The organism is Streptomyces sp. NPDC055189, from assembly GCF_053606765.1.
This window is the reverse complement of record NZ_JBSGSG010000026.1, coordinates 43,732-61,830: the sequence shown is the minus strand read 5'-3', so window position 1 is coordinate 61,830 and position 18,099 is coordinate 43,732. Positions and strand designations below refer to the sequence as shown.

Below are 18,099 nucleotides of genomic sequence, written 5' to 3'. Positions count from 1 at the left end.
TCGTCTCCTCCTCAGCGCAGTCGGCGCAGGTAGGGGTCGTGGGCGGTCCGCGGCAGCAGCCGGATGCGTACGTCGAGTGCCGTGGTGCCGCCCGGCCGGGCCAGCACGGGGTTGAAGTCGGCCTCGGCGAGCTGCGGCAGGTCGCAGGCCATCCGGGAAAGCCTGTGCAGCAGTTGCTCGAGGCCTTCGAGGTCGACCGGGCCACGGCCTCCGTGCCCGAAGAGCAACGGGGCACAGCGCGGTGCGGTGATCAGATCGTGGACGTCGAGGTCGGTGAGCGGGGCCAGCCGGGCCGCGTGATCCGCGAGCAGTTCCGTGGCCGTGCCGCCGAGTCCGAACAGGACCAGCGGGCCGAATACTTCGTCCTGGACGACGCCCGCGAACAGTTCGGTGCCGCGCTCGGCGAGCGGCTGGACCACCACACCGGTCAGCAGACCGGCGAAACGGGTCGCGAAATCCCGGAAGGCGAAACGTACTTGGGAATCTCCCTGCAGATCGAGGTGGATGGCACCCTGCTCGCTCTTGTGCAGCAGACCGGGCCAGTGCGCCTTCATCACCACGCGGCCGTCCGGACCGCGCAACCGCTCGGCGGCCAGAGCCGCCTCGTCCTCGGTCTCGGCCCAGGCCCAGGGCAGCTGGGGGAGGCCGTAGCAGGCCAGGAGCTCGGCGCAGACGCGCGGGTCCGGCCAGCCGCCGCCGGGCTGCCCGGCCAGCCAGCTCTCGGCCACCGCCCGGGCGCGCCGTGTCTCCACCCCTGCGAGGTCCGCAACGGTGCCTGGCGGGCGGGCAAGCCACTGGGCGCGGCGCACGGCGTGGGCCAAGGCGCGCGCGGCGGCCTGCGGATCGGCGAAGGCGGGTACGGAGCCGCCCGCCTCGGACGGCAGCAGCCGCACGGGCAGCGCCTGGTCGAGAAGGACCGCGGCGACCGTTCGGGAGCGACGGCCGGGGGCGCCGGTAAGGGCCCGGACCAGATCGTCGCCGGTCGCCGCGGCGACCGCGGTGGGGACAAGGACCACCAGGACTGCGTCGACGGCGCCGGACAGCGTCAGCCGGTCCACACAGCTTTTCAGCTGCGCCTCGGTGACTGCGGCGGTCGCATCGACAGGGTTGGCGGTCCGGGCCCCCGCGGGCAGGACGGCCAGCAGGTCGTCCATCAGGTCGACCGGCAACCGCGGCAGGGTGAGCCCCGCCTCGGCACACGCGTCCGCCGCGAGGACCCCCGCGCCGCCCGCGTTGGTGACGATGACGACGCGATTGCCGGCCGGCGCGGCCTGGGAGTGCAACAGGGCGGCGGCTTCGAGGAGTTCGCCGATCGTTCGGGTGGCGGTGATGCCGGCCTGGGTGAACAGGGCCTGGCGGGTCATGGTCCGGGTGGCGGCCGCCGCGGTGTACGAGGCCGCGGCCCGCCGGCCGGCCTCGGTACGGCCCGCGTCCACGGTCAGGACCGGCATGCGCCGGGTCACCCGCCTTGCGGTTCGGGAAAAGGCCCGGGGGTTGCCGAAGGACTCCAGGTGCAGCAGGGCCAGGTCGGTGACGCCGTCGCACTCCCACCACTGGAGCAGGTCGTTGCCGCTCACGTCGTACTTGTCGCCGAGCGAGACGAAGCTTGAGACGCCAAGGCCGAGATGGGACAGGCCGCCCAGCAGGGCGATGCCCACTCCCCCGGACTGCACGGCGACACCGGCCGTGCCGCGATGGGGGTGCCGGGCGGCGAAGGTCGAGTCCAGCGACAGCGCCTTGTCCGTGTTGGACAGGCCCAGGCAGTTGGGGCCCACCAAACGCATTCCGTAGGTTCGGCAGGTGGCCAGCAGGGCGGCTGCCTGTGCGCCGTCCAGGCCGGATGTGACGACCACCAGGGCGCGTACGCCGGCCTTGCCGCATTCCTCGGCCGTCGCGGACAGGGCCGGCGCGGGTACCGCGAGGACCGCCAGGTCGGGGGTTTGCGGCAGCGCGGCGACCGAGGGGTAGGCGGGCACGCTCATCAGCGAGGACACGCTCGGGTTGACGGCGAAGAGCTGCCGGGTGAAGCCACCGGTGCGCAGATTGCGCAGCACGGCGCGCCCGACGGATCCCGCCCTGCGGCCCGCTCCGACCACGGCGATCGAGGCGGGCCGCAACAGCGGCTGGAGGCTGGCCACGTCGGCCGTGCTGCCGCGTGCCTCGACCGCCGTCAGGTAGGTCTCGTCCTCCTCCAGGCGGATGGTGCAGTGCAGTTCGGGGCCCTCGAAGCGGCGGGCGGTGTGCAGTCCCAGGTCGGCGAAGACCTTCAGGACCTCGTGGTTCTCGGCGAGCGCGTCGGCCGCGAACGCGGTGATGCCGTCCGCGCGGGCGGCGGAGACCAGGTGCTCCAGGAGCAGGGTGCCGACCCCCCGGTGGTGCAGGTCCTCGGCCACGGCGAGCGAGATCTCGGCGGTCGCGGGGTCATCGTCGGTCTTCTCGTACTCGGCCAGACCGATGATCCGGCCCCTGGTCTCGGCGAGCAGCGCACGGTATCCGGGGCGGGGGCGGGGAGCGGCGCAGGCCCGGTCCGCGGCCTGCACGGCGGACCGGCGGCTCGTGGCGAAGAACCGCAGCCACAGGTTCTGCGGCGACATCTCCTCGTAGAGGCCCTGAAGTCGTACGTGGTCGTCGGGCCGGACGGCCCGTATACAGGTGGTGGTCCCGTCGGCGAGCAGGGCGTGGACCGGGGCTCTGCTTTGCTCGTCGTGTGTCATCTCGGGCCTCCAGAAGGCAGGTTGACTCTTCGAGGATCGGGGCGTCGGGACCAGCGCCCCAGGGGCTGGCCGGGTGCGGCCGGGGGCCGATCGGCCCTATGCGCGGGGGCGGGGCAGCGGTTCGCCGAGTTCGGCCGCCACCGCCCCTGTCATGGCCCGCAATACGTCCGGGGTCCGTTGTGCCTCGGCTTCGTCGACCTCAGTTATGTGGCGACGGCTGGCCTCCGCGAGCAGACGGCGCCTGAGGAAGCAGCCTCCAACGAGGCGGACGGTGCGCGGGGCGCCGTGCGCCACGGCGTGGGCGCGCGCCTCGACAGGGCCGAATGTCCCCTGCCGGGGCCGGTTCGCCCCTCCCCCGCTCGACTTGTGCGGTGGAACGGTCCGACGAAGAGCCCCGGCCGGGGGCCCGCCGGAAGGTGGTGGCATCGTGGACAAGCCCTTGATCGTCGGCGTCGACGGCTCGGATCCGAGCCTGCGCGCACTGGACTGGGCGGTGGACGACGCCGCGGCGCACGGTGTGCCGCTGCGTGTCGTCCATGCGTCGAGGTGGGAGTGGTACGAGGGGCATGAACCGTCCTTCGGCATCAACCGCCCGTCCGTGCAGGCCCTTTCGGACCAGATCGCGGCGTCAGCAGCCGAACACGCGCTGCGCCGCACCGACTCGGTGAAGGTGACCTCCGAGGTTCTCTCCGAAGATCCGGCTCTCGCACTCGTGCGGCTCAGCTCAGAAGCCGACGCCGTCGTGGTCGGCAGCAGGGGGCGTGGCGATCTCACCGAACTGCTGCTCGGATCCGTCGGTCTGTCCGTCGCCGCGCACGCCACGTCGCCGGTGATCGTCGTGCGCGGGCGCGAGGAGAACGTGGAGGGCTCCTTCCGGTCCATCGTCCTCGGGGTCGGCAACTCCGAAGAGGCGGGACCCGCCGTGGAGTTCGCCTTCCGTGAGGCGCAGACGCTCGACGCTCCTGTGACGGTCGTCCATGCCTGGCGCTGCCCGGCCCGGGAAATCCCCGACTTTCCCACGATGGTCCAGGACGAGCACCGGCAGCGCGCCGCGGCTCAGGTCGAAGAGGCCGTGCGGGAGGCGACCGCGGCGCATCCCCGCGTCAGGGTCCGCCACAAAATCGTCGAAGGCAACGCGCGCACAGTGCTGCTACAGGCGTCCCGCACGGCAGATCTCCTGGTGGTCGGCGCCCGCCGCAGGAAGGGCCACGTCGGCATGCAGCTCGGCCCGGTCAACCATGCGCTGCTGCACCACGCGGCCTGCCCGGTGGCCGTCGTCCCGCATACCTGACCGGGCCCGCATACCTGACCGGGCCCCGGACACCGAGGTCGCAACGACCTGGACCGCCACCGCCTCGTGATGGACATGAGCGACCGCGTGCCCGGTCTCGCCGTCCGCGCCGCCTCCGTCCGCCAGAGCGTGGCCGACACCCACCTCCGTCCGCCAGAGCATGGCCGACACCCGCTTTCGTCACCACGCCTGGATCCGCGCCCACGCCGGCGACCTCCCCGAGGTCGCCGAGGTCGCCGACTGGACCTGGACCGGCTGACCCTGCGACCGCACCGTGGAGGTAAGCACCATGACCCCACAGCACACCATCACCGCCGGCATCGACGGCTCGCCCGAGAGCCTGGACGCCGCTGCCTGGGCAGCGCGCGAGGCCCTGCGCCGCGCTCTCCCCCTCCACCTGATCCACGCTTACGAACAGCCCTCGGAGCGCAGTCGCCTGCCGGAGATCGAAGTCCCTTCGCACCGCGAAAGCGGCGCACTCGACCGTGCCGTCCTGGGACTCTCCCGCGCGTACCCCACCCTGGGGATCCTCGACGAGCAGGTCACCGGTCCGCCGGTGCGGGCACTGACGACAGCAGCCGAATCCTCGGCCCTCCTGGTGCTCGGCTCACGCGGCTTCGGCGCGATCGCAGGTGTCCTGGTCGGGTCGGTCGCCCTGGCCGTCGCGGCACGTGCTCCCTGCCCGGTCGTCCTGGTACGGACGCAAGAGCACCACGAAGACGAACATGACAGCTCGCCGACGCACCCGCACCGTCCCGTCGTGCTCGGCCTCGATCTGAACCGTCCTTGCGACGAACTGATGGAGTTCGCCTTCTTCGCCGCGGCCATCCGTCACGCGCCGCTCCATGTCGTACACACCTGGACGGTGCCTCTGCTCCCCACCGCCGATGTCCTCGATCTCGCCGTGACGAAGTCCCGCCTACTCTCGGCCGCCCTGACCCCCTGGAGGCACAAGTTCCCCGAGACGCAGGTCACCGAATGTCTCGTGCACGGCCGGGCCGGCCACCATCTGGTCGAGGCAGCCGCAGGGTCCGCGCTGCTCGTGGTCGGCCGCCGCACACCTGCCGGAGAGCATCTCGGACCGACCACGCACTCGGCGATCCACCACGCCATGGGGCCGGTCGCCATCGTTCCGCACCACTGACGGTCCCCTGCCCGCGCCGACTGACCGAGAACGAGCCTGGCCGGGCCTCGCCGCCCGTCCTACGGTGAACAGCGCCGCGGATCCCGGCCGCACAGCATCCCGGCCGGACCCGTACGGAGGTGACGATGACAGCACGGGTACGCAAGCCGGCCGTGATCGGCATCGACGGCGCTCTGGCGCTGCCGGTCATCACGCACGCCATCCGCCCGGTGACAGTGGTGCGCCACCGCGACATCACCGGCCGTCTGCAGCCCTTCTTCGTCGTGGGCGTCGATGTCGGCCTGGACGGCCGTCGCCATTGTGCGGCCGCCGTCCACCACGCCTTCGAGGAGGCCGCCCGCCACGGTGCCGCGCTACACGTGTTGTACGCGTGGCACCACCCGCTCCTCGGCGTCCTGGACGAACAAGCAGCACTCCGGGAGTGCCGCCGCGTGCTGTCGGACATGGTGGCGGGCTGGCGGATCACTCACCCGGACGTCGACGTGTATCACGCGGTGCTCCGCGGTCACCCGGCGCAGGTGCTCGCCCGGGAGTCCGCTCACGCACTTGCCCTCGTCGTGGGTACCCGTGGTCACGGCCGATTGCCCTGCCCGCCGGGCGGCTCATTCGCCTCCCGCGTCCTTCGTCACGCCCGGTGCCCCGTTGTCGCCGTTCCGCCGTCGGCGGCCTGCGGCCACACTCACGGGCGGCCGGTCTTCGACCGCCTGTCCCGCTGGGCCCGTGCGGCCGTCGGGCGTCATGCCTGGTTGCTGGCCCGGCTCATCCGGGTACGGCTGGGCAGAGCGGTGCGCGGCATCCGGGACGGTGCCCGCCGTGGCGGCGGCACAATCCGACGGCCTCTCGGACCCCGGCGAAGCGGCGAACCCTTGGGACGCCGTTCCCGCGGAGGACGTCCCCGGCATGCGGTGACGGCCTCCGCCCGGCCGGCAGGCGTCTCGCTCAGCCCCGTTCGGGAACCTGCATCTCCCCGAGAAGGGACCAGCCCTCCTGCGGAATCGTCGCGTTGACGATCTCCGGGGTCTGTACGAGGTGGGGCGGCAGGGTTCCGCGTGCCTTGGTGAAGTGCTCGGAGGTGACGTGCGCCGAGCCGGCCTCGTCGTCGCGGAAGGCTTCGACGAGCACGTACACCGTGGGGTCCTCGACGCTGCGGGACCAGTCGAACCAGAGACATCCCGGCTCGGCGCGCGTCGCCTCGGTGAACTCGCGGGTGATGTCCGGCCAGGCCTCCGCGTACTCGGGCAGGACGCGGAACTTGGCGGTGATGAAGATCATGACTCTCCCTGGGGGTGTGACGGGGCTACGACGGGTGAGGGTGACCGGAGCCGTCCGTCTGGCTCCGGCCCGGGTCGCGGCCGCACTCCCCATGACATCACTGCGGGGATCGCAGCCGCGCACGCGGGGCCGGTCAGGCGAGGTGTTCAGGGCACGAGGATTGCCCGTCCCGTCCCCGCCCAGTACTCGTCGCCGTACTCAACCGGCATCGAGATCGCCCACGCGATCTCGGCGGGCACTCCCCGGGGCTGAGCCGCGTGCAGGCTCTGGAACGGGACGAGATCGTCCGATGCCTGACCGAGGCACGTCAAGCCGGTCGCGCAGGCCCCGGACGCCCTCGGCATCAGCCGCGCGACCGTCTCTCGCAGGATCGCCCAGCACGAAGTACGACATCAGCATCCCGGCCCGTTCCTGGTGAGGACGCCCTGGCCCGCCATCGTGGACGCCGACGGTGGAGCGGACCCGGGCCCGCCGTAGCAACTACGCGAGGTGGAAGACCTCGGTCAGCGGCCGCATCGACTCATCGGGGCCCCGCCCGTCCAGGTCCTCGAAGTAACCCGCCATCTCCGCCTGCCAGCGCGCGTTGACCTCGGTGCGCGCCATGGCCTCCTGCGCGGCGGCGAAGTCCGGCGTTTCCAGGTAGCCGACGAGCAAGCCGTCCTCACTCAGGAACAGCGAGTAGTTGTGCCATCCGGCGGCGGAGAGCGCCTCGCGCATCTCCGTCCAGACGTCTTCGTGGCGCTCCCGGTACTCCTCCAGCCGGTCCTGACGGACCTTCAGCAGGAAACAGACCCGTTGCACGAGCGGTGGCCCCTCTCAGCCGGCGCGAACCGAGCAGCGCGACAGACATCACGCTGAAAGGATTCAAACAGTGCCCCGGAAGCTACGACCGCGTGGCGAAGGATGTCAATCCCGTGCGCGATACGCAGTTGACAGCGAAGCGACAGCTGACTGGACGGCACCACGCTGCACGGCAGGCGTGGTGTCGTTTCAATCCGACATCGCCCGCTCCAAGATCGCCGTAACGAACTCGGACTTGGCGTCGGCGTAGTTCTGCATATACTCCCAGGACTGCCGGGACAACGACCGCTTGGCGTCGGCGTAGAGCTTGCGGTCGCCGCTGTCCGTGCGCAGTCTGTCGCGGAAGCGCAGCATGCGGACGACTTCCTGACAGCCCTCGGGCAGGACGTGCAGGTTGGCTGATTCGACGCTCGGGTCGAGGTCGTACTTGCGCAGCACGCGGTGCTCGAACCATTCGGGCTCACGAATGACGAGCGTGAAGCCCAGGCCCTCCAGGGCCGGTACGTAGCACGCCTCGTCGCCGGAATCGGCGACGGTCAGGAGTATGTCGATGACCGGCTTGGCCGGGAGGTCCGGCACGGATGTGGAGCCGACGTGCTCGATCCGGTGGTCGACGTGGCCGAGGCGCTCCCGCATGCGCGCGGCCTCCCGCTCGAAGACCGCGGGCCAGCGCGGGTCATACTCCCGCAGCGTGACCTGGCCATTGAGCTTGGGCGGCGTGACCACGTGGGCCGCCTCGATCTCCTCGGCGGTCATGGGCGTGCACGGGACTTCCTCTTCGGATGGTTCGGACACACGAACTCCCCTCTGCACTCTGAAGCCCTGAGGCCCTGAAGCTCTGAAAGCAGGGCGCTGGGCCACGCGCCGACGGCTCGCCGACCGCGGCGCGGTGGGCTGCCGTCAGGGGCCATCTTCGTGCACGCCAAGTGCGTCCGCTCGCCCGCCCCGTGGGTTCGTGCACCGCGTGTAGCCGCTCGCGCCGATTGAAGCGGCGCGAGCAGCAGGGGCATTCACGTCACCTCACGCGACAGCGGTCCCTTCGAGCTCGACCATCTGGCCCGGGATCGCCAGGCGTGTCACCCCGAGCATCGTCGAGGTCGGCGCTACCCTGGCGGCCCCCAACCGGGCCGCCAGCACGCCGTAGTGCTGGAAGAGCAGATCGACGTCGGTCGTGTAGACGTTGAGCCGGACCAGGTTCGCGAGAGACATGCCGGCCTCGCCGAGTACGGCCTCCAGGTTGTCGATGGCCAGCGTCAACTGCCCCGCCATGTCGCCGTCATGCTGCGGCTTGCCGTCACCGTCCATCGCGGTCTGCCCGGAGATGTAGAGAGTCCGCGTGTGCCCGGAGACAACCTCCCCCTGGTTGAAGCCCAACTCCGTCGACCACGTGACCGGGTTGACCGCCGTACGTTCCATCGCCACATCAACTCCATGAGATTCATTGGGATATGGACGCCCCTCGGCTCGGTAGCCGCCCGCTCTGACGTCGCAAGAACGAGCCTCCCAACAAATCACGACACCCATAGTCATGTATTCCTCTAGGGTTTTCGCATGCGTGCCGACCGGCTGGTCTCACTGGTCCTACTGCTGCGCCAGCGGGGTCGTCTGACCGCGGACACACTCGCCCGCGAGTTGGGGGTATCCACCCGCACCGTGCTGCGCGACATCGAAGCGCTGTCCGCATCCGGCGTGCCTGTCTACGCCGAACGCGGCAGGCACGGCGGGTTCGCGCTGCTGCCCGGCTTCCGGACCGAGCTCACCGGACTGAACCATGACGAGGCCCTCGCCCTGCTGACCGCCGGATCGGGGCGCGGCGAGCAGATGTTCGGCCTCGGCTCGGCGCTCGCCGCCGCCATGCGGAAGGTGGTCGACGCCCTGCCCGAAAGCCACCGGGCCGTGACGAACGACGCGGCCCGGCGATTCCTCGTGGACCCCGAAAGCGACCTGCTCTCACGCCGGCTCACCACCGAGGACGTACCCGAAAGCGCCATGGTCGAGGTCAGGCGGGCGGTGCTCGCCGGGCACAAACTGCGTATCCACTACGCGGCCACGGACCAGACGCCGCAGTGGCGCACGGTGGATCCGATCGGCCTGGTCACCGTGCGCGACCGGGGCTACTTGCTGGCCACGCGATCCGGCGAGGACCGCACCTATCGACTGGCCCGGATACTGGCCGCCGAGGAACTGCCCGAGAACGCACAGCGGCCGAACCAGGTCGACCTCGACCGGATCTGGAAGGAACGCTCCGCGCAATTCCTCTCCGGCAGCGACCACATCACCGTGCAGGTACGGATGAACCCGTCGCGGCGGGAGGAACTGCTCGACACCGCGCTGGCTGTCCGCGCCGAAGAACCGTCCGCAGACGGCTGGTTGCGGCTGGAGGTGACCTTCCAGGATTCCCGGCACGCCGAATGGGCCCTGTGGCAACTCGGCACGGACGCGGAAGCCCTGACCCCGCAGTCGCTGCGCACCTCCCTCCACCATCGCGCCACCGCGATCGCCGCTCGCTACGCAGACTCACCCTGAGAGCGACTGGTCGGGGCACGACACCCGGCCGGCTACGGGAATCGGAGACATCAGCACCACACCGCACCGGTAAATGCACAGCGCATTACGCTCGTCAAGCGCACGGACGGACGCCGTCGACGGCGCCTTTCGGCCTTTCCCGCCCCGCGCGTCTCGCATCGCCACCACAGCGCCGCCGCCCCGCTTATGCTTCTACAGGCCTGTAGAAAGTGGACGCCTACCAGGCTGCTTCCGGGTGTCCGCACGGCTCTCGTAACCCTCGTACGCAGATAAGGAAGTGAACGCCAGCATGGTGTTCAAACGACTGCTCGGCTCACTCGGCGTGGGCGGTCCCACGGTCGACACCGTCCTCGTCCCCGTGCCCACGGTCCCCGGCGGCACTCTGTCCGGTCAGGTCCATCTGACAGGTGGCAGCGGCGACTTCGACATCGAGCACATCACCATGGAGCTCGTCGCTCGTGTCGAGGCCGAACACGAGGACGGAGAGGACCACGGCGTCGTGGTCTTCGACCGATTCGTGGTCGGGGGCGGCTTCCGCCTCACCCACGGTGCCGAGCACAGCGTGCCGTTCACCGTGACGCTGCCGTGGGAAACCCCGGTCACCGAACTGTACGGGCAGGGCCTGGGCATCATCCTGGGCGTCCGCACCGAGCTGTCGGTCGCCGGTGCCAAGGACAAGGGTGACCTCGACCAACTCACCGTCGGTCCCCTGCCCGTGCAGGAAGCGATCCTTGAAGCCTTCGGACAGCTCGGCTTCGGCTTCAAGTCCGCCGACCTGGAGTACGGCCGCATCGGCGGCACCGGCCAGCAACTCCCCTTCTACCAGGAGCTGGAGCTGACCCCGGCCCCTCAGTACGCCCATGTGGTCAACGAAATCGAGGTGACCTTCCTCGCCACCCCCGGCGGCATGGAGGTGATCCTGGAGGCCGACAAGCGAGGCGGTCACTTCTCCGGTGGTCACGACGCGGTCACCCGCTTCACCGTCAGCCATGACGGCGTCCACCACCAGGACTGGAACACGCTGGTCGACAGCTGGGTACGCCAACTGGTCGAGCACCACTCCTCCTACGCCGACCACGCGTCGTACGACTCCGGCCACGGTCACGGCCACGGCGGTCACAGCGACCACCACGACGGAGGGCACCAGCGCTCGGGGCCGGGCATGGGAACGGTCGTGGCGGCGGGCGCGGCCGGGCTCGCCGTGGGCGTGGTCGGCGGCATGGTCGCCGCCGAAGTCGTCGACGAAGTGGGCGACTTCTTCGAAGGGGACGACGAGGACGAAGGCGGCGAGGACTGACGTGTTCGGCATCAGTGAGATAGGCGTCATCCTGCTCGTCATCGCCCTCCTGCTCTGCGTGAAGAAGCTGCCGGAGCTGGTGCGCAGCGCGGGCAAGTCGGCCCGCATCCTCAAGGCCGAGGCGAAGGCCCTCAAGGACACGGACAACCAGGACACCCAAGGCTCCGCGCCGCCCCGGGTGATCCCCGGCGAGACCGTCACCCCGCGCGACACCGGGCAAGAGCCCCGCCCCCAGTAACACGCAGTGCCTCCGGAGGCAGGGCCGGGGGCAGACAGGCGGCAAGAGTCCGACCGCTTTCCGGCGCGCCGCCCGTGCCGTCACCGAGTTCCTGCCGCAAGCCGACCACCGCACCTTGCCCGGACTCAACCATGGTGCCGTCGTCATGGCACCGAAAAGGATCGCCCCGCGGATCACCGAGTTCCTCCAGGAGTGAAGCCAACCCGCTCCTACTAGCGCTGCCGGGCCGGTCCGGATACGACGACGGCGTCGCACCCTCGGTGCGACGCCGTCGCAGTTTCGACGAGCTGTTGCCGTCATACGCGCGGCGACCCGATACACCCCCAAGGGGTCATGGCACGGCGGCCGGCACCCAGGCGCCGTCGGAGCCGATCGGACTGCGGGCGTACGCGGTACGCAAGACACCTCCTCATAGGATCCGTCGCCTTTCTGCACCGCATCTTCATAGGGGTGAGTCCTGTTACCCGGCTATGACATAGCGATCTTGAATCGGCAACTAAGGCCAAAGTAGGTTCGCCATGCACCGAGTTTCTGATACAAGCCGGCGCCGCTGCGCCGGGAGGAGATGCCTCATGGGTTCCCACGCCCGCCCCAACCGACTGCACCGGACTGGAGCCCGCCTCGCGACAGTCGCCCTCGTCGGCGCCGTCCTGCCGATCACCGCCGGTGGCCTCGCCCAGGCAGCAACCACCAGCCCCGCACACTCCGCTGACGACAGCGACCGGTCGAGCGGCGAGGCCGCCACGCCCGCCGGCCAGAGACAGGACGCACCGGGCACGGGAGCCCAGGACGCCCCCAAGATCAAAGCCGACCACGCCTTCCTGCTGGACGCCCGCGACGGCAGCCAGGAGCGGGAGATGTGGGCCGGGGCCAAGGCCGACGAGAGCATCTCGATGGCCAGCACCACCAAGATCATGACTGCCTTGGTGGTGCTCAAGCACCCGGAGTATCTGGACCGGCAGATCACGGTGAAGCAGGAGTACCGCGACTACGTGACCGAGAACGGTTCCAGTACGGCCGACCTCCAGCTCGGCGACAAGCTGACCGTCAAGCAGTTGCTGCACGCCATGCTGCTCCCGTCCGGGGCGGACGCCGCGATGGCCCTGGCCGACAGCTTCGGCACCGGTGACACCATGGATGCGCGGATCGCCGACTTCCAGAACCAGATGAACGCCGAAGCGCAGCAACTGGGCATGACCGGAACGCACTTCGACTCCTTCGACGGCATCTCGCACGGCGACAACCGCAGCACCGCCCGCGATCTGGCCAAGCTCGGCCAGCGCGCGATGCTGAAGCCGGTGTTCGCCGACATCGTGAAGAACAAGCAGTTCGAGACCGAGGCTCCGGCGGCCAATGGCCGTATCCGTTACTACACCTGGGTCAACACCAACGACCTGCTGAGCACGTACGACGGCGCCCTGGGCATCAAGACCGGCAGCGGCGCGGAGGCCGGCTACTCCCTCGTCTTCGCCGCGAACCGGGACAACCGCACCCTGGTCGGCGCGATCGTCGGGGCAGACCAGGAGTGCTTCGACGACGCCGCCAAGATCCTCGACTGGGGCTTCGCCCACTGACAACTCAGCCCGCGGATTCCGCGGGCCGGCGCGGACCCCCGTTCCGCCCTCTCGCCTCTCGACCGCGGGCGCGCGGGGGTCTTCGCCGCTTCGGCGATCTGGTCCTGCTAGGAATCTGCGCTAACTCCACCGTGTCCGCAGGCGCAACCAGCTGAGCGCGGCTGCACCCTGGGCACCCTGAAATGCACGCAAGGTCGGCAGCCCCGGCGGCGCTTCCTGAACGGACTGGCGAAGGAAATAGCCGGCCAAAGCGGCCAGGACCGTAGTGGCGTTCTCGGGATGGACGCTTTGGGCGTCAAGGTGCTGATCGAGAAGCGGGATCATGTCCGGGCCGCCCTGCATGACGACACTCGGTCCCATGGCGACCACGTCGAACCAAGGAGCTCCGACCGCGGCCCCCGGCCAGTCGACGAACATGACCTTGTCCTCGGTCAGCAGTATGTTGTCCGCCCGCAGGTCTCCGTGGACCAAGCCGCTGCCGGCTGCGGCCGCAACCCAGCCACCCTCCCGCTCGACGAGCCGTGCGAGGTTGCGCCGGGCCCAGGGATCGAGCCAAGTCAGTTCATCAGCGCCCTCGTTGCACGCCACAGCCAGTAGCCGCCAGCCCTGGAACTTGGCACCGAACCGCTCAGCGAGCGTGGGCGCCTCGACCGGCGAGGGAGTCAGCAGCACCGACAGGTCCGCGGCCGCCCCGAGCACGCGAAGCAGTTCATCGGGCTGCCACGGCTGTGCCGGCATCTTCCCGTCCACGTCCTCGAAGGCCAGGACCACCCACCCCTCGAAGTCCAGCGCCATCAGAAGGAGCGGCACGGGAGCAGCGGCGGGCAGAGCCGCCGTGAAACGTGCCTCGGCACGATGCATGCCAGGAGTGTCGGGATTGGGTTCGGGACCCACAGCCTTCAGGAAGACGCGCCGTCCATCGGCAAGACGCACGCGCGCAGCGACCCCTGGTGAGAAGCCCGCACGCTGGGACACGGCGCTCTGCACAGGGGACCCCAGGCGCGTCTCCACAACGTTGCGCACACCGAGGGGGACGGCCCGCCACTCCATGCGTACGCCTGCGGCCGCAGGTGCTCCCGCGGCCGCAGCCGCTGCAGGTGCAGGTGGAGTCGGAGTTGGAGATGCAGTCCCGAGTCGCCTCATACCCGTATGGTCCAGGTGTCCGCCCAGGGGGACAACGTGATTTCTCCACGCTGCTCGTGCCCGGCGACAGCGACCAACGATCACGACTCCGCACAACAGCCAAAGTGCCGGGCACGCCGCCAAGAAGGGAGAGCGGCGAGCCCGGCATGACCACAGGGAACTGGCGTTGCCTACAGTCCGGTACGGCTGGTCACTTGTTGACGCAGGTGTTGCCCGAGGCCGAGTTGAGCAGCCCGAGGACGTTCACTCCCAGGCCGCACGCGTTGACCGGGACGTGCACGGGGACCTGAACGGTGTTGCCGGACAGGACACCCGGCGACTTGGAGGCGGAGCCTTCCGCGCCGGCGTCGGCAGCGGCGGAGCCGGCTGCGCCGAGAATGGCGGAGGCGGCCAGAGCGGCGGCAGCAAAGGCAGTACGAACACGCATGGTTGTGCTCCTTCAGGTGGAGGCGATCACTCAACTCGTTCTCCGGCCGCTGACCGCAATAACACTTGTGCACCGAACGAACCAGCTGCGTCACCCGCTCGGACCAGGCGGACAGGGCCACCCGGCCGAGACCGTCGCCGACCGCGGTCAGACGCGGCGGCCCCGCCAGAGCCACGTTGCCGTGCCGACGAGCAGGGCGAGCATCGCCAGGTTGGCCAGGAGGGCCGGGGTTTCGCCTGTCGGGCCGCCGCTGGACTGGTTCCAGGCGAAGATGACGACGATCGGCAGCACGGCCGCGAGCAGTACGCCGGTGGTCTTCTGAACGGCGACCCAATGCACCGAGGTACACAGGAGTACCGCCCCGGTGATGCGGAGCCCGGCGCCGATCAGCGGGCCGGGATTGTCCGGGAAGACCATCACGAACGGCAGCGCGAGGATCAACATGAGGAGCGGGACCAGGGGGTGCACCTTGCCGCGCCGGGCGGGCGCGGCGGCACTGCCCCGGGGTGAGGCCCCGGCTGCCCCGTATCCGGCCCCATATCCGGCCCCGTATCCCGACTCTGCCAGCGCCGTCGCCGCGATCGTGCGGGGGTCCCCCAACTCCGCCAGGATCTCGCCGATCGCGGCCTCGGGGCGTTCGGCGCGCGTCACCTCGATGTGCTCGGCAAGGTCGGCGAGGAGTTCGCGGCGGTGCTCGGGGGTGAGTGCGGAGGCCTCGCGCTCGACTGCGGAGAGATAGTCGCGTATGGGATCGGCAGAAGTCTTCATTCCAGGTCTCCGGTGGTGGGGGGCGGCGGGGTGGTGAGGAAGGTATCGACCGCGTCGCGGAAGCCGGGCCAGACGCGGGTGAACTCGTCGAGTGCGGCCCGGCCGCTGTCGGTGAGCGCGTAGTAACGACGGGGCGGCCCGGTGGCGGACTCCTGCCAGGTGGTGGTGACCAGGTTGTCGCGGCGGAGCCGGGAGAGCAGCGGGTAGACCGTGCCCTGGCTGGTCGCCAGGGCACCTGAGTCATCCAGAGCGTGGAGGAGTTCCACGCCGTAGCGGGGACGGTCCCGCATCAGGGCGAGGACGCAGTACTCCAGGACGCCCTTGCGCAGCTGGGCGGCAGCCCGGGCCTGCTTGGTCGAATCACCTGGTTCCATGCGATGCAAGATACCTGGTGGAGCAAGTAGATGGGAACAAGGGGGCTGGGATCTTGGATCCCGGGTCTCGGGTCTCGGGTCCTGGGTCCTGGGTCCTGGGTCCTGGGTCCCGGGTCTCGGATCCCCTCGGCGCATCAGCCCGCCGCGCCGACAGATCCGTGGCCCGGCAGTGGTTGAGTCGCGTGCCGGGCGCCGACGCACACCTCGTACCGCGGCCCGGCTGCCTCCACCTCCGGCGCCCGGCAGGTTCCGATCCGCACGGGTCGATCCGTCCCGCCGTCTCATACAAATGTTCTCTATGTGAGACGGCGCTCCGGGATCTGTGCGGGATGCCTATGGTGGTGCGCATGTTCGGACCCGCTCGTCAGCTCGCTCTCGCGCTCTTCGCGGCCACGCCGTGGAGCGTCGACGACGCGCTCTGTCCCCGCTGACGCCTCGCTCCGCGCCCACCGCGAGCACCGCCCGTCCGATCCCCCCTCCCGCTCCCGGAGACCCCCTTGACCACCGCTGCTGATGCAGGGGCGCCGTCCCGTACCGCCCTGCTCACCCCTCCCCCCACCTCCGCGCCCGCTCCTGCGGCCGAGGCCTCGCCGCCGGTGCGGCGGGTGCCGCTCGCGGTCGCCGGTGCAATCGGCGTCGCACTCGCCGGTTACGTCTTCGCGGAGCACGGAGCCAAGCCCGGCGTCCTGCTGCTACTCGGCCTCGGACTCGGGTTCGCCCTGTTCCACTCGCGGTTCGGCTTCACCTCCGCCTGGCGGCAGCTGGTGGCCGTCGGCAACGGAACCGGACTGCGTGCCCACACCCTGCTGCTCGGCACCACCGCGACGCTCTTCGCCCTGATCATCGGCACCGGCAGCGGCCTGTTCGGTTCGGTGCCCGCACCCAGCGCCGGGCCGATCGGAGTGGCACTGCTCGTCGGCGCCTTCCTCTTCGCCATCGGCATGCAGCTCGGCGGCGCCTGCGCCTCCGGGACCCTCTTCGCCGTCGGCAGCGGCCAGGGCACCATCGTGCTGACCCTCTTCGGCTTCATCACCGGATCCACGCTCGCCGCCTGGCAGTTCGGTCTCTGGAACGATCTGCCCGCGCTCGACCCGTATGTGCTGTCCGACCACGTCGGATGGTTCGGCTCCTGGGCCGTGACGATCGCGGTGCTCGCCGGGATCTGGTTCATCGCCCGCGCCGTGCAGGCCCGGCGCACTCCCCCGCCGGTCGGCACCCCGCCTTCCGCGCGCGGCGCCCTGCGTCGTACGGTGCGCGGTTCCTGGCCGCTGGCCGTGGGCGCCCTGGTGCTTGCGTTGCTCGGCGCCGGCGTACTGCTCGTCTCGGGCGGCGCCTGGGGCGTCACCAGCGCGTTCGCCCTGTGGGGCTCGAAGGTCGTGGGCGCGCTCGGCGGTACGCCGGAGGCCTGGGCGTTCTGGCAACAGCCGGGCAGCGCGGCCCAGTTGTCGGGGCCGGTCCTTGCCGACAAGAACAGCCTCACCGACATCGGCATCATGGTCGGCGCGGCCGTCGCCGCGGCCGCCGGCGGCGTGTGGCAGTTGCACCGCAACATCCCCGCCCGCACCGCGCTCGCCGCCGTCATCGGCGGCATCCTGATGGGCGTCGGCGCCCGCCTCGCCGGCGGCTGCAACATCGGCGCCTACCTGGCGGGCATCGCCTCCGGCTCCCTGCACGGCTGGATCTGGGCCGCGGTGGCCATCCTCGGCACCTGGGCCGGGCTGCGCCTGCGCCCGCTGTTCGGCCTGGGCAACCCGAAGCCGACCGACAGCGTCTGCTGATCTGTCCGTACGCAGGCCTCACCGCAGCTTTCGGGCGAAGTCCCGCAGGTCGGCGGTGAGGGGGCGTGACGGTTCCCCCCCTGCTCCGGTCTCCCCCACAGTTCCGGCCGCCGCACGAGTGCGACGGCCGGACACCGCGAGCTCTTCATGAGGCCCAAGGCCCCGTGAATTACTTGCAGTTGGGAACTGCGGCGTAGGCCTTGACGTAGCGGGCGGTTACCCAGCCCTTGGGCATGTTGACCTGGTACCAGGTCCGGTTACCGGCGACCGGCTGACCGGCCTTCTTGCAGAGCAGCCCGACGACCTGCCGGTAGCGGTAGGTTCCGGTAGCCCTCGAGTTGGAGGTCGGCAGCTGACGGACGTGCACGCCGAGCTTCGAGGTGACGATGCCCTTGACCACCTTCGGCTTGGGCGCCGCAGGAACAGTGAGCTTGCCCTTCGCCACCCACTTGCCGCAGCCGACTCCCGCCACCAGGACTTGGTGAGTGCCGGGAGCAGCCTTCGCGCTCACCGCGGCCCGGCCCGTGTACATCAGCGGCTTGGTCTTCTTCGTCAGCGTCACCGGCTTGGCGAAGGCGCCGGACTTCGCCTGCACCGAACGACACGTCTTGGGCGCGCCGACGACCTTCACCGTCACCGCAGCCCTCTGCTTGACCGACGACGGAGTGATCGTGACCCTCGGCCCTGCCGCAGGAGCGTCAGAGGCCGACGCCGGCGCGACACCAGTGAATGCCACAGCGGCGAGAGCCACC

The 18,099-nt window shown here is 70.3% G+C and carries 19 protein-coding genes and 2 pseudogenes; 10 read left to right on the top strand and 11 right to left on the bottom strand.

Translation table 11 applies throughout. The annotated features are described in order from the left end of the window. Nucleotides 1-11 precede the first annotated feature (11 nt). Nucleotides 12-2,714 (bottom strand): bifunctional acetate--CoA ligase family protein/GNAT family N-acetyltransferase, encoded by a 2,703-nt coding sequence (locus tag ACWFR3_RS20415; RefSeq protein WP_453736000.1) that lies wholly within the window; start codon nt 2,712-2,714, stop codon nt 12-14. A gap of 427 nt (nt 2,715-3,141) precedes the next feature. On the opposite strand from ACWFR3_RS20415, the gene ACWFR3_RS20410 reads away from it, so the two are divergent. The 3 genes and pseudogenes from ACWFR3_RS20410 to ACWFR3_RS20400 all read left to right on the top strand — a co-directional run bounded on the left by ACWFR3_RS20410 (nt 3,142) and on the right by ACWFR3_RS20400 (nt 5,149). After that, nucleotides 3,142-4,005, top strand: coding sequence for a universal stress protein (locus tag ACWFR3_RS20410; protein ID WP_453735999.1), 864 nt, complete (start codon nt 3,142-3,144; stop codon nt 4,003-4,005). Nucleotides 4,006-4,044: 39 nt separating this feature from the next. Beyond that, nucleotides 4,045-4,264, top strand: a pseudogene (locus tag ACWFR3_RS20405) (hypothetical protein); the annotation flags it as partial. Nucleotides 4,265-4,294: 30 nt separating this feature from the next. Beyond that, nucleotides 4,295-5,149 (top strand): universal stress protein, encoded by an 855-nt coding sequence (locus ACWFR3_RS20400; protein WP_453735998.1) that lies wholly within the window; start codon nt 4,295-4,297, stop codon nt 5,147-5,149. Nucleotides 5,150-5,208: 59 nt separating this feature from the next. On the opposite strand, the gene ACWFR3_RS20395 is transcribed toward ACWFR3_RS20400, so the two are convergent. Continuing rightward, nucleotides 5,209-5,493: a hypothetical protein gene (locus ACWFR3_RS20395; protein ID WP_453736042.1), complete on the bottom strand. Its 285-nt coding sequence runs from the start codon at nt 5,491-5,493 to the stop codon at nt 5,209-5,211. Here ACWFR3_RS20395 and ACWFR3_RS20390 point away from each other — a divergent pair. Continuing rightward, nucleotides 5,413-6,156, top strand: coding sequence for a universal stress protein (locus ACWFR3_RS20390; RefSeq protein WP_453736038.1), 744 nt, complete (start codon nt 5,413-5,415; stop codon nt 6,154-6,156). The two genes, ACWFR3_RS20395 and ACWFR3_RS20390, sit on opposite strands and share 81 nt — an antisense overlap. On the opposite strand, the gene ACWFR3_RS20385 is transcribed toward ACWFR3_RS20390, so the two are convergent. The 4 genes from ACWFR3_RS20385 to ACWFR3_RS20370 form a co-directional block, all read right to left on the bottom strand. Next, a complete protein-coding gene (locus ACWFR3_RS20385; protein WP_453735997.1) occupies nt 6,089-6,421 on the bottom strand; it encodes a putative quinol monooxygenase in 333 nt (110 codons plus the stop codon). The two genes, ACWFR3_RS20390 and ACWFR3_RS20385, sit on opposite strands and share 68 nt — an antisense overlap. 480 nt (nt 6,422-6,901) lie before the next feature. Next, the gene (locus tag ACWFR3_RS20380; RefSeq protein WP_453735996.1) at nt 6,902-7,222 is read right to left on the bottom strand and encodes an L-rhamnose mutarotase; all 321 of its coding nucleotides are present in this window, start codon (nt 7,220-7,222) and stop codon (nt 6,902-6,904) included. A gap of 189 nt (nt 7,223-7,411) precedes the next feature. Further along, nucleotides 7,412-8,017, bottom strand: coding sequence for a GrpB family protein (locus tag ACWFR3_RS20375; protein WP_453735995.1), 606 nt, complete (start codon nt 8,015-8,017; stop codon nt 7,412-7,414). Between the two features lie 225 nt (nt 8,018-8,242). Further along, the gene (locus ACWFR3_RS20370) at nt 8,243-8,638 is read right to left on the bottom strand and encodes a RidA family protein (RefSeq protein ID WP_453736037.1); all 396 of its coding nucleotides are present in this window, start codon (nt 8,636-8,638) and stop codon (nt 8,243-8,245) included. A 135-nt stretch (nt 8,639-8,773) separates the two neighbouring features. Here ACWFR3_RS20370 and ACWFR3_RS20365 point away from each other — a divergent pair, with 135 nt between their 5' ends. The 5 genes and pseudogenes from ACWFR3_RS20365 (at nt 8,774) to ACWFR3_RS20345 (ending at nt 12,857) form a co-directional block, all read left to right on the top strand. Next, nucleotides 8,774-9,748, top strand: a complete 975-nt coding sequence (locus tag ACWFR3_RS20365; RefSeq protein ID WP_453735994.1) for a helix-turn-helix transcriptional regulator — start codon at nt 8,774-8,776, stop codon at nt 9,746-9,748. A gap of 289 nt (nt 9,749-10,037) precedes the next feature. After that, nucleotides 10,038-11,045, top strand: a complete 1,008-nt coding sequence (locus ACWFR3_RS20360) for a sporulation protein (protein WP_453735993.1) — start codon at nt 10,038-10,040, stop codon at nt 11,043-11,045. Between the two features lies 1 nt (nt 11,046). After that, nucleotides 11,047-11,283, top strand: coding sequence for a twin-arginine translocase TatA/TatE family subunit (locus tag ACWFR3_RS20355; protein WP_453735992.1), 237 nt, complete (start codon nt 11,047-11,049; stop codon nt 11,281-11,283). Between the two features lie 34 nt (nt 11,284-11,317). Beyond that, nucleotides 11,318-11,479 (top strand): annotated as a pseudogene (locus tag ACWFR3_RS20350) (alpha/beta fold hydrolase); the annotation flags it as partial. A gap of 376 nt (nt 11,480-11,855) precedes the next feature. After that, nucleotides 11,856-12,857 (top strand): D-alanyl-D-alanine carboxypeptidase family protein, encoded by a 1,002-nt coding sequence (locus ACWFR3_RS20345; RefSeq protein ID WP_453735991.1) that lies wholly within the window; start codon nt 11,856-11,858, stop codon nt 12,855-12,857. A 120-nt stretch (nt 12,858-12,977) separates the two neighbouring features. Here the strand turns inward: ACWFR3_RS20345 and ACWFR3_RS20340 are convergent, their stop codons facing one another. From ACWFR3_RS20340 to ACWFR3_RS20325, 4 genes are all read right to left on the bottom strand, one after another. Continuing rightward, nucleotides 12,978-13,907 (bottom strand): aminoglycoside phosphotransferase family protein, encoded by a 930-nt coding sequence (locus ACWFR3_RS20340; protein ID WP_453735990.1) that lies wholly within the window; start codon nt 13,905-13,907, stop codon nt 12,978-12,980. A 283-nt stretch (nt 13,908-14,190) separates the two neighbouring features. Continuing rightward, nucleotides 14,191-14,427, bottom strand: a complete 237-nt coding sequence (locus tag ACWFR3_RS20335; protein ID WP_453735989.1) for a chaplin — start codon at nt 14,425-14,427, stop codon at nt 14,191-14,193. Between the two features lie 147 nt (nt 14,428-14,574). Next, entirely contained in the window at nt 14,575-15,195 is a 621-nt protein-coding gene (locus tag ACWFR3_RS20330) for an HAAS signaling domain-containing protein (protein WP_453735988.1), read from the bottom strand. Further along, entirely contained in the window at nt 15,192-15,569 is a 378-nt protein-coding gene (locus ACWFR3_RS20325) for a PadR family transcriptional regulator (RefSeq protein ID WP_453735987.1), read from the bottom strand. Before ACWFR3_RS20325 ends, ACWFR3_RS20330 begins: the two co-directional genes overlap by 4 nt. A 497-nt stretch (nt 15,570-16,066) precedes the next feature. Here ACWFR3_RS20325 and ACWFR3_RS20320 point away from each other — a divergent pair, with 497 nt between their 5' ends. Next, nucleotides 16,067-17,347, top strand: a complete 1,281-nt coding sequence (locus tag ACWFR3_RS20320) for a YeeE/YedE family protein (RefSeq protein WP_453735986.1) — start codon at nt 16,067-16,069, stop codon at nt 17,345-17,347. Between the two features lie 169 nt (nt 17,348-17,516). Here the strand turns inward: ACWFR3_RS20320 and ACWFR3_RS20315 are convergent, their stop codons facing one another. Continuing rightward, nucleotides 17,517-17,984: a hypothetical protein gene (locus ACWFR3_RS20315; RefSeq protein WP_453735985.1), complete on the bottom strand. Its 468-nt coding sequence runs from the start codon at nt 17,982-17,984 to the stop codon at nt 17,517-17,519. Nucleotides 17,985-18,099: the final 115 nt, after the last annotated feature.

Coding starts and splice junctions, on each gene's coding strand:
- ACWFR3_RS20340 (WP_453735990.1), bottom strand. CDS start 13,907: ATGGAGTGGCGGGCCGTCCCCCTCGGTGTGCGCAACGTTGTGGAGACG.
- ACWFR3_RS20415 (WP_453736000.1), bottom strand. CDS start 2,714: ATGACACACGACGAGCAAAGCAGAGCCCCGGTCCACGCCCTGCTCGCC.
- ACWFR3_RS20325 (WP_453735987.1), bottom strand. CDS start 15,569: ATGGAACCAGGTGATTCGACCAAGCAGGCCCGGGCTGCCGCCCAGCTG.
- ACWFR3_RS20360 (WP_453735993.1), top strand. CDS start 10,038: ATGGTGTTCAAACGACTGCTCGGCTCACTCGGCGTGGGCGGTCCCACG.
- ACWFR3_RS20385 (WP_453735997.1), bottom strand. CDS start 6,421: ATGATCTTCATCACCGCCAAGTTCCGCGTCCTGCCCGAGTACGCGGAG.
- ACWFR3_RS20370 (WP_453736037.1), bottom strand. CDS start 8,638: ATGGAACGTACGGCGGTCAACCCGGTCACGTGGTCGACGGAGTTGGGC.
- ACWFR3_RS20400 (WP_453735998.1), top strand. CDS start 4,295: ATGACCCCACAGCACACCATCACCGCCGGCATCGACGGCTCGCCCGAG.
- ACWFR3_RS20330 (WP_453735988.1), bottom strand. CDS start 15,195: ATGAAGACTTCTGCCGATCCCATACGCGACTATCTCTCCGCAGTCGAG.
- ACWFR3_RS20335 (WP_453735989.1), bottom strand. CDS start 14,427: ATGCGTGTTCGTACTGCCTTTGCTGCCGCCGCTCTGGCCGCCTCCGCC.
- ACWFR3_RS20365 (WP_453735994.1), top strand. CDS start 8,774: ATGCGTGCCGACCGGCTGGTCTCACTGGTCCTACTGCTGCGCCAGCGG.
- ACWFR3_RS20345 (WP_453735991.1), top strand. CDS start 11,856: ATGGGTTCCCACGCCCGCCCCAACCGACTGCACCGGACTGGAGCCCGC.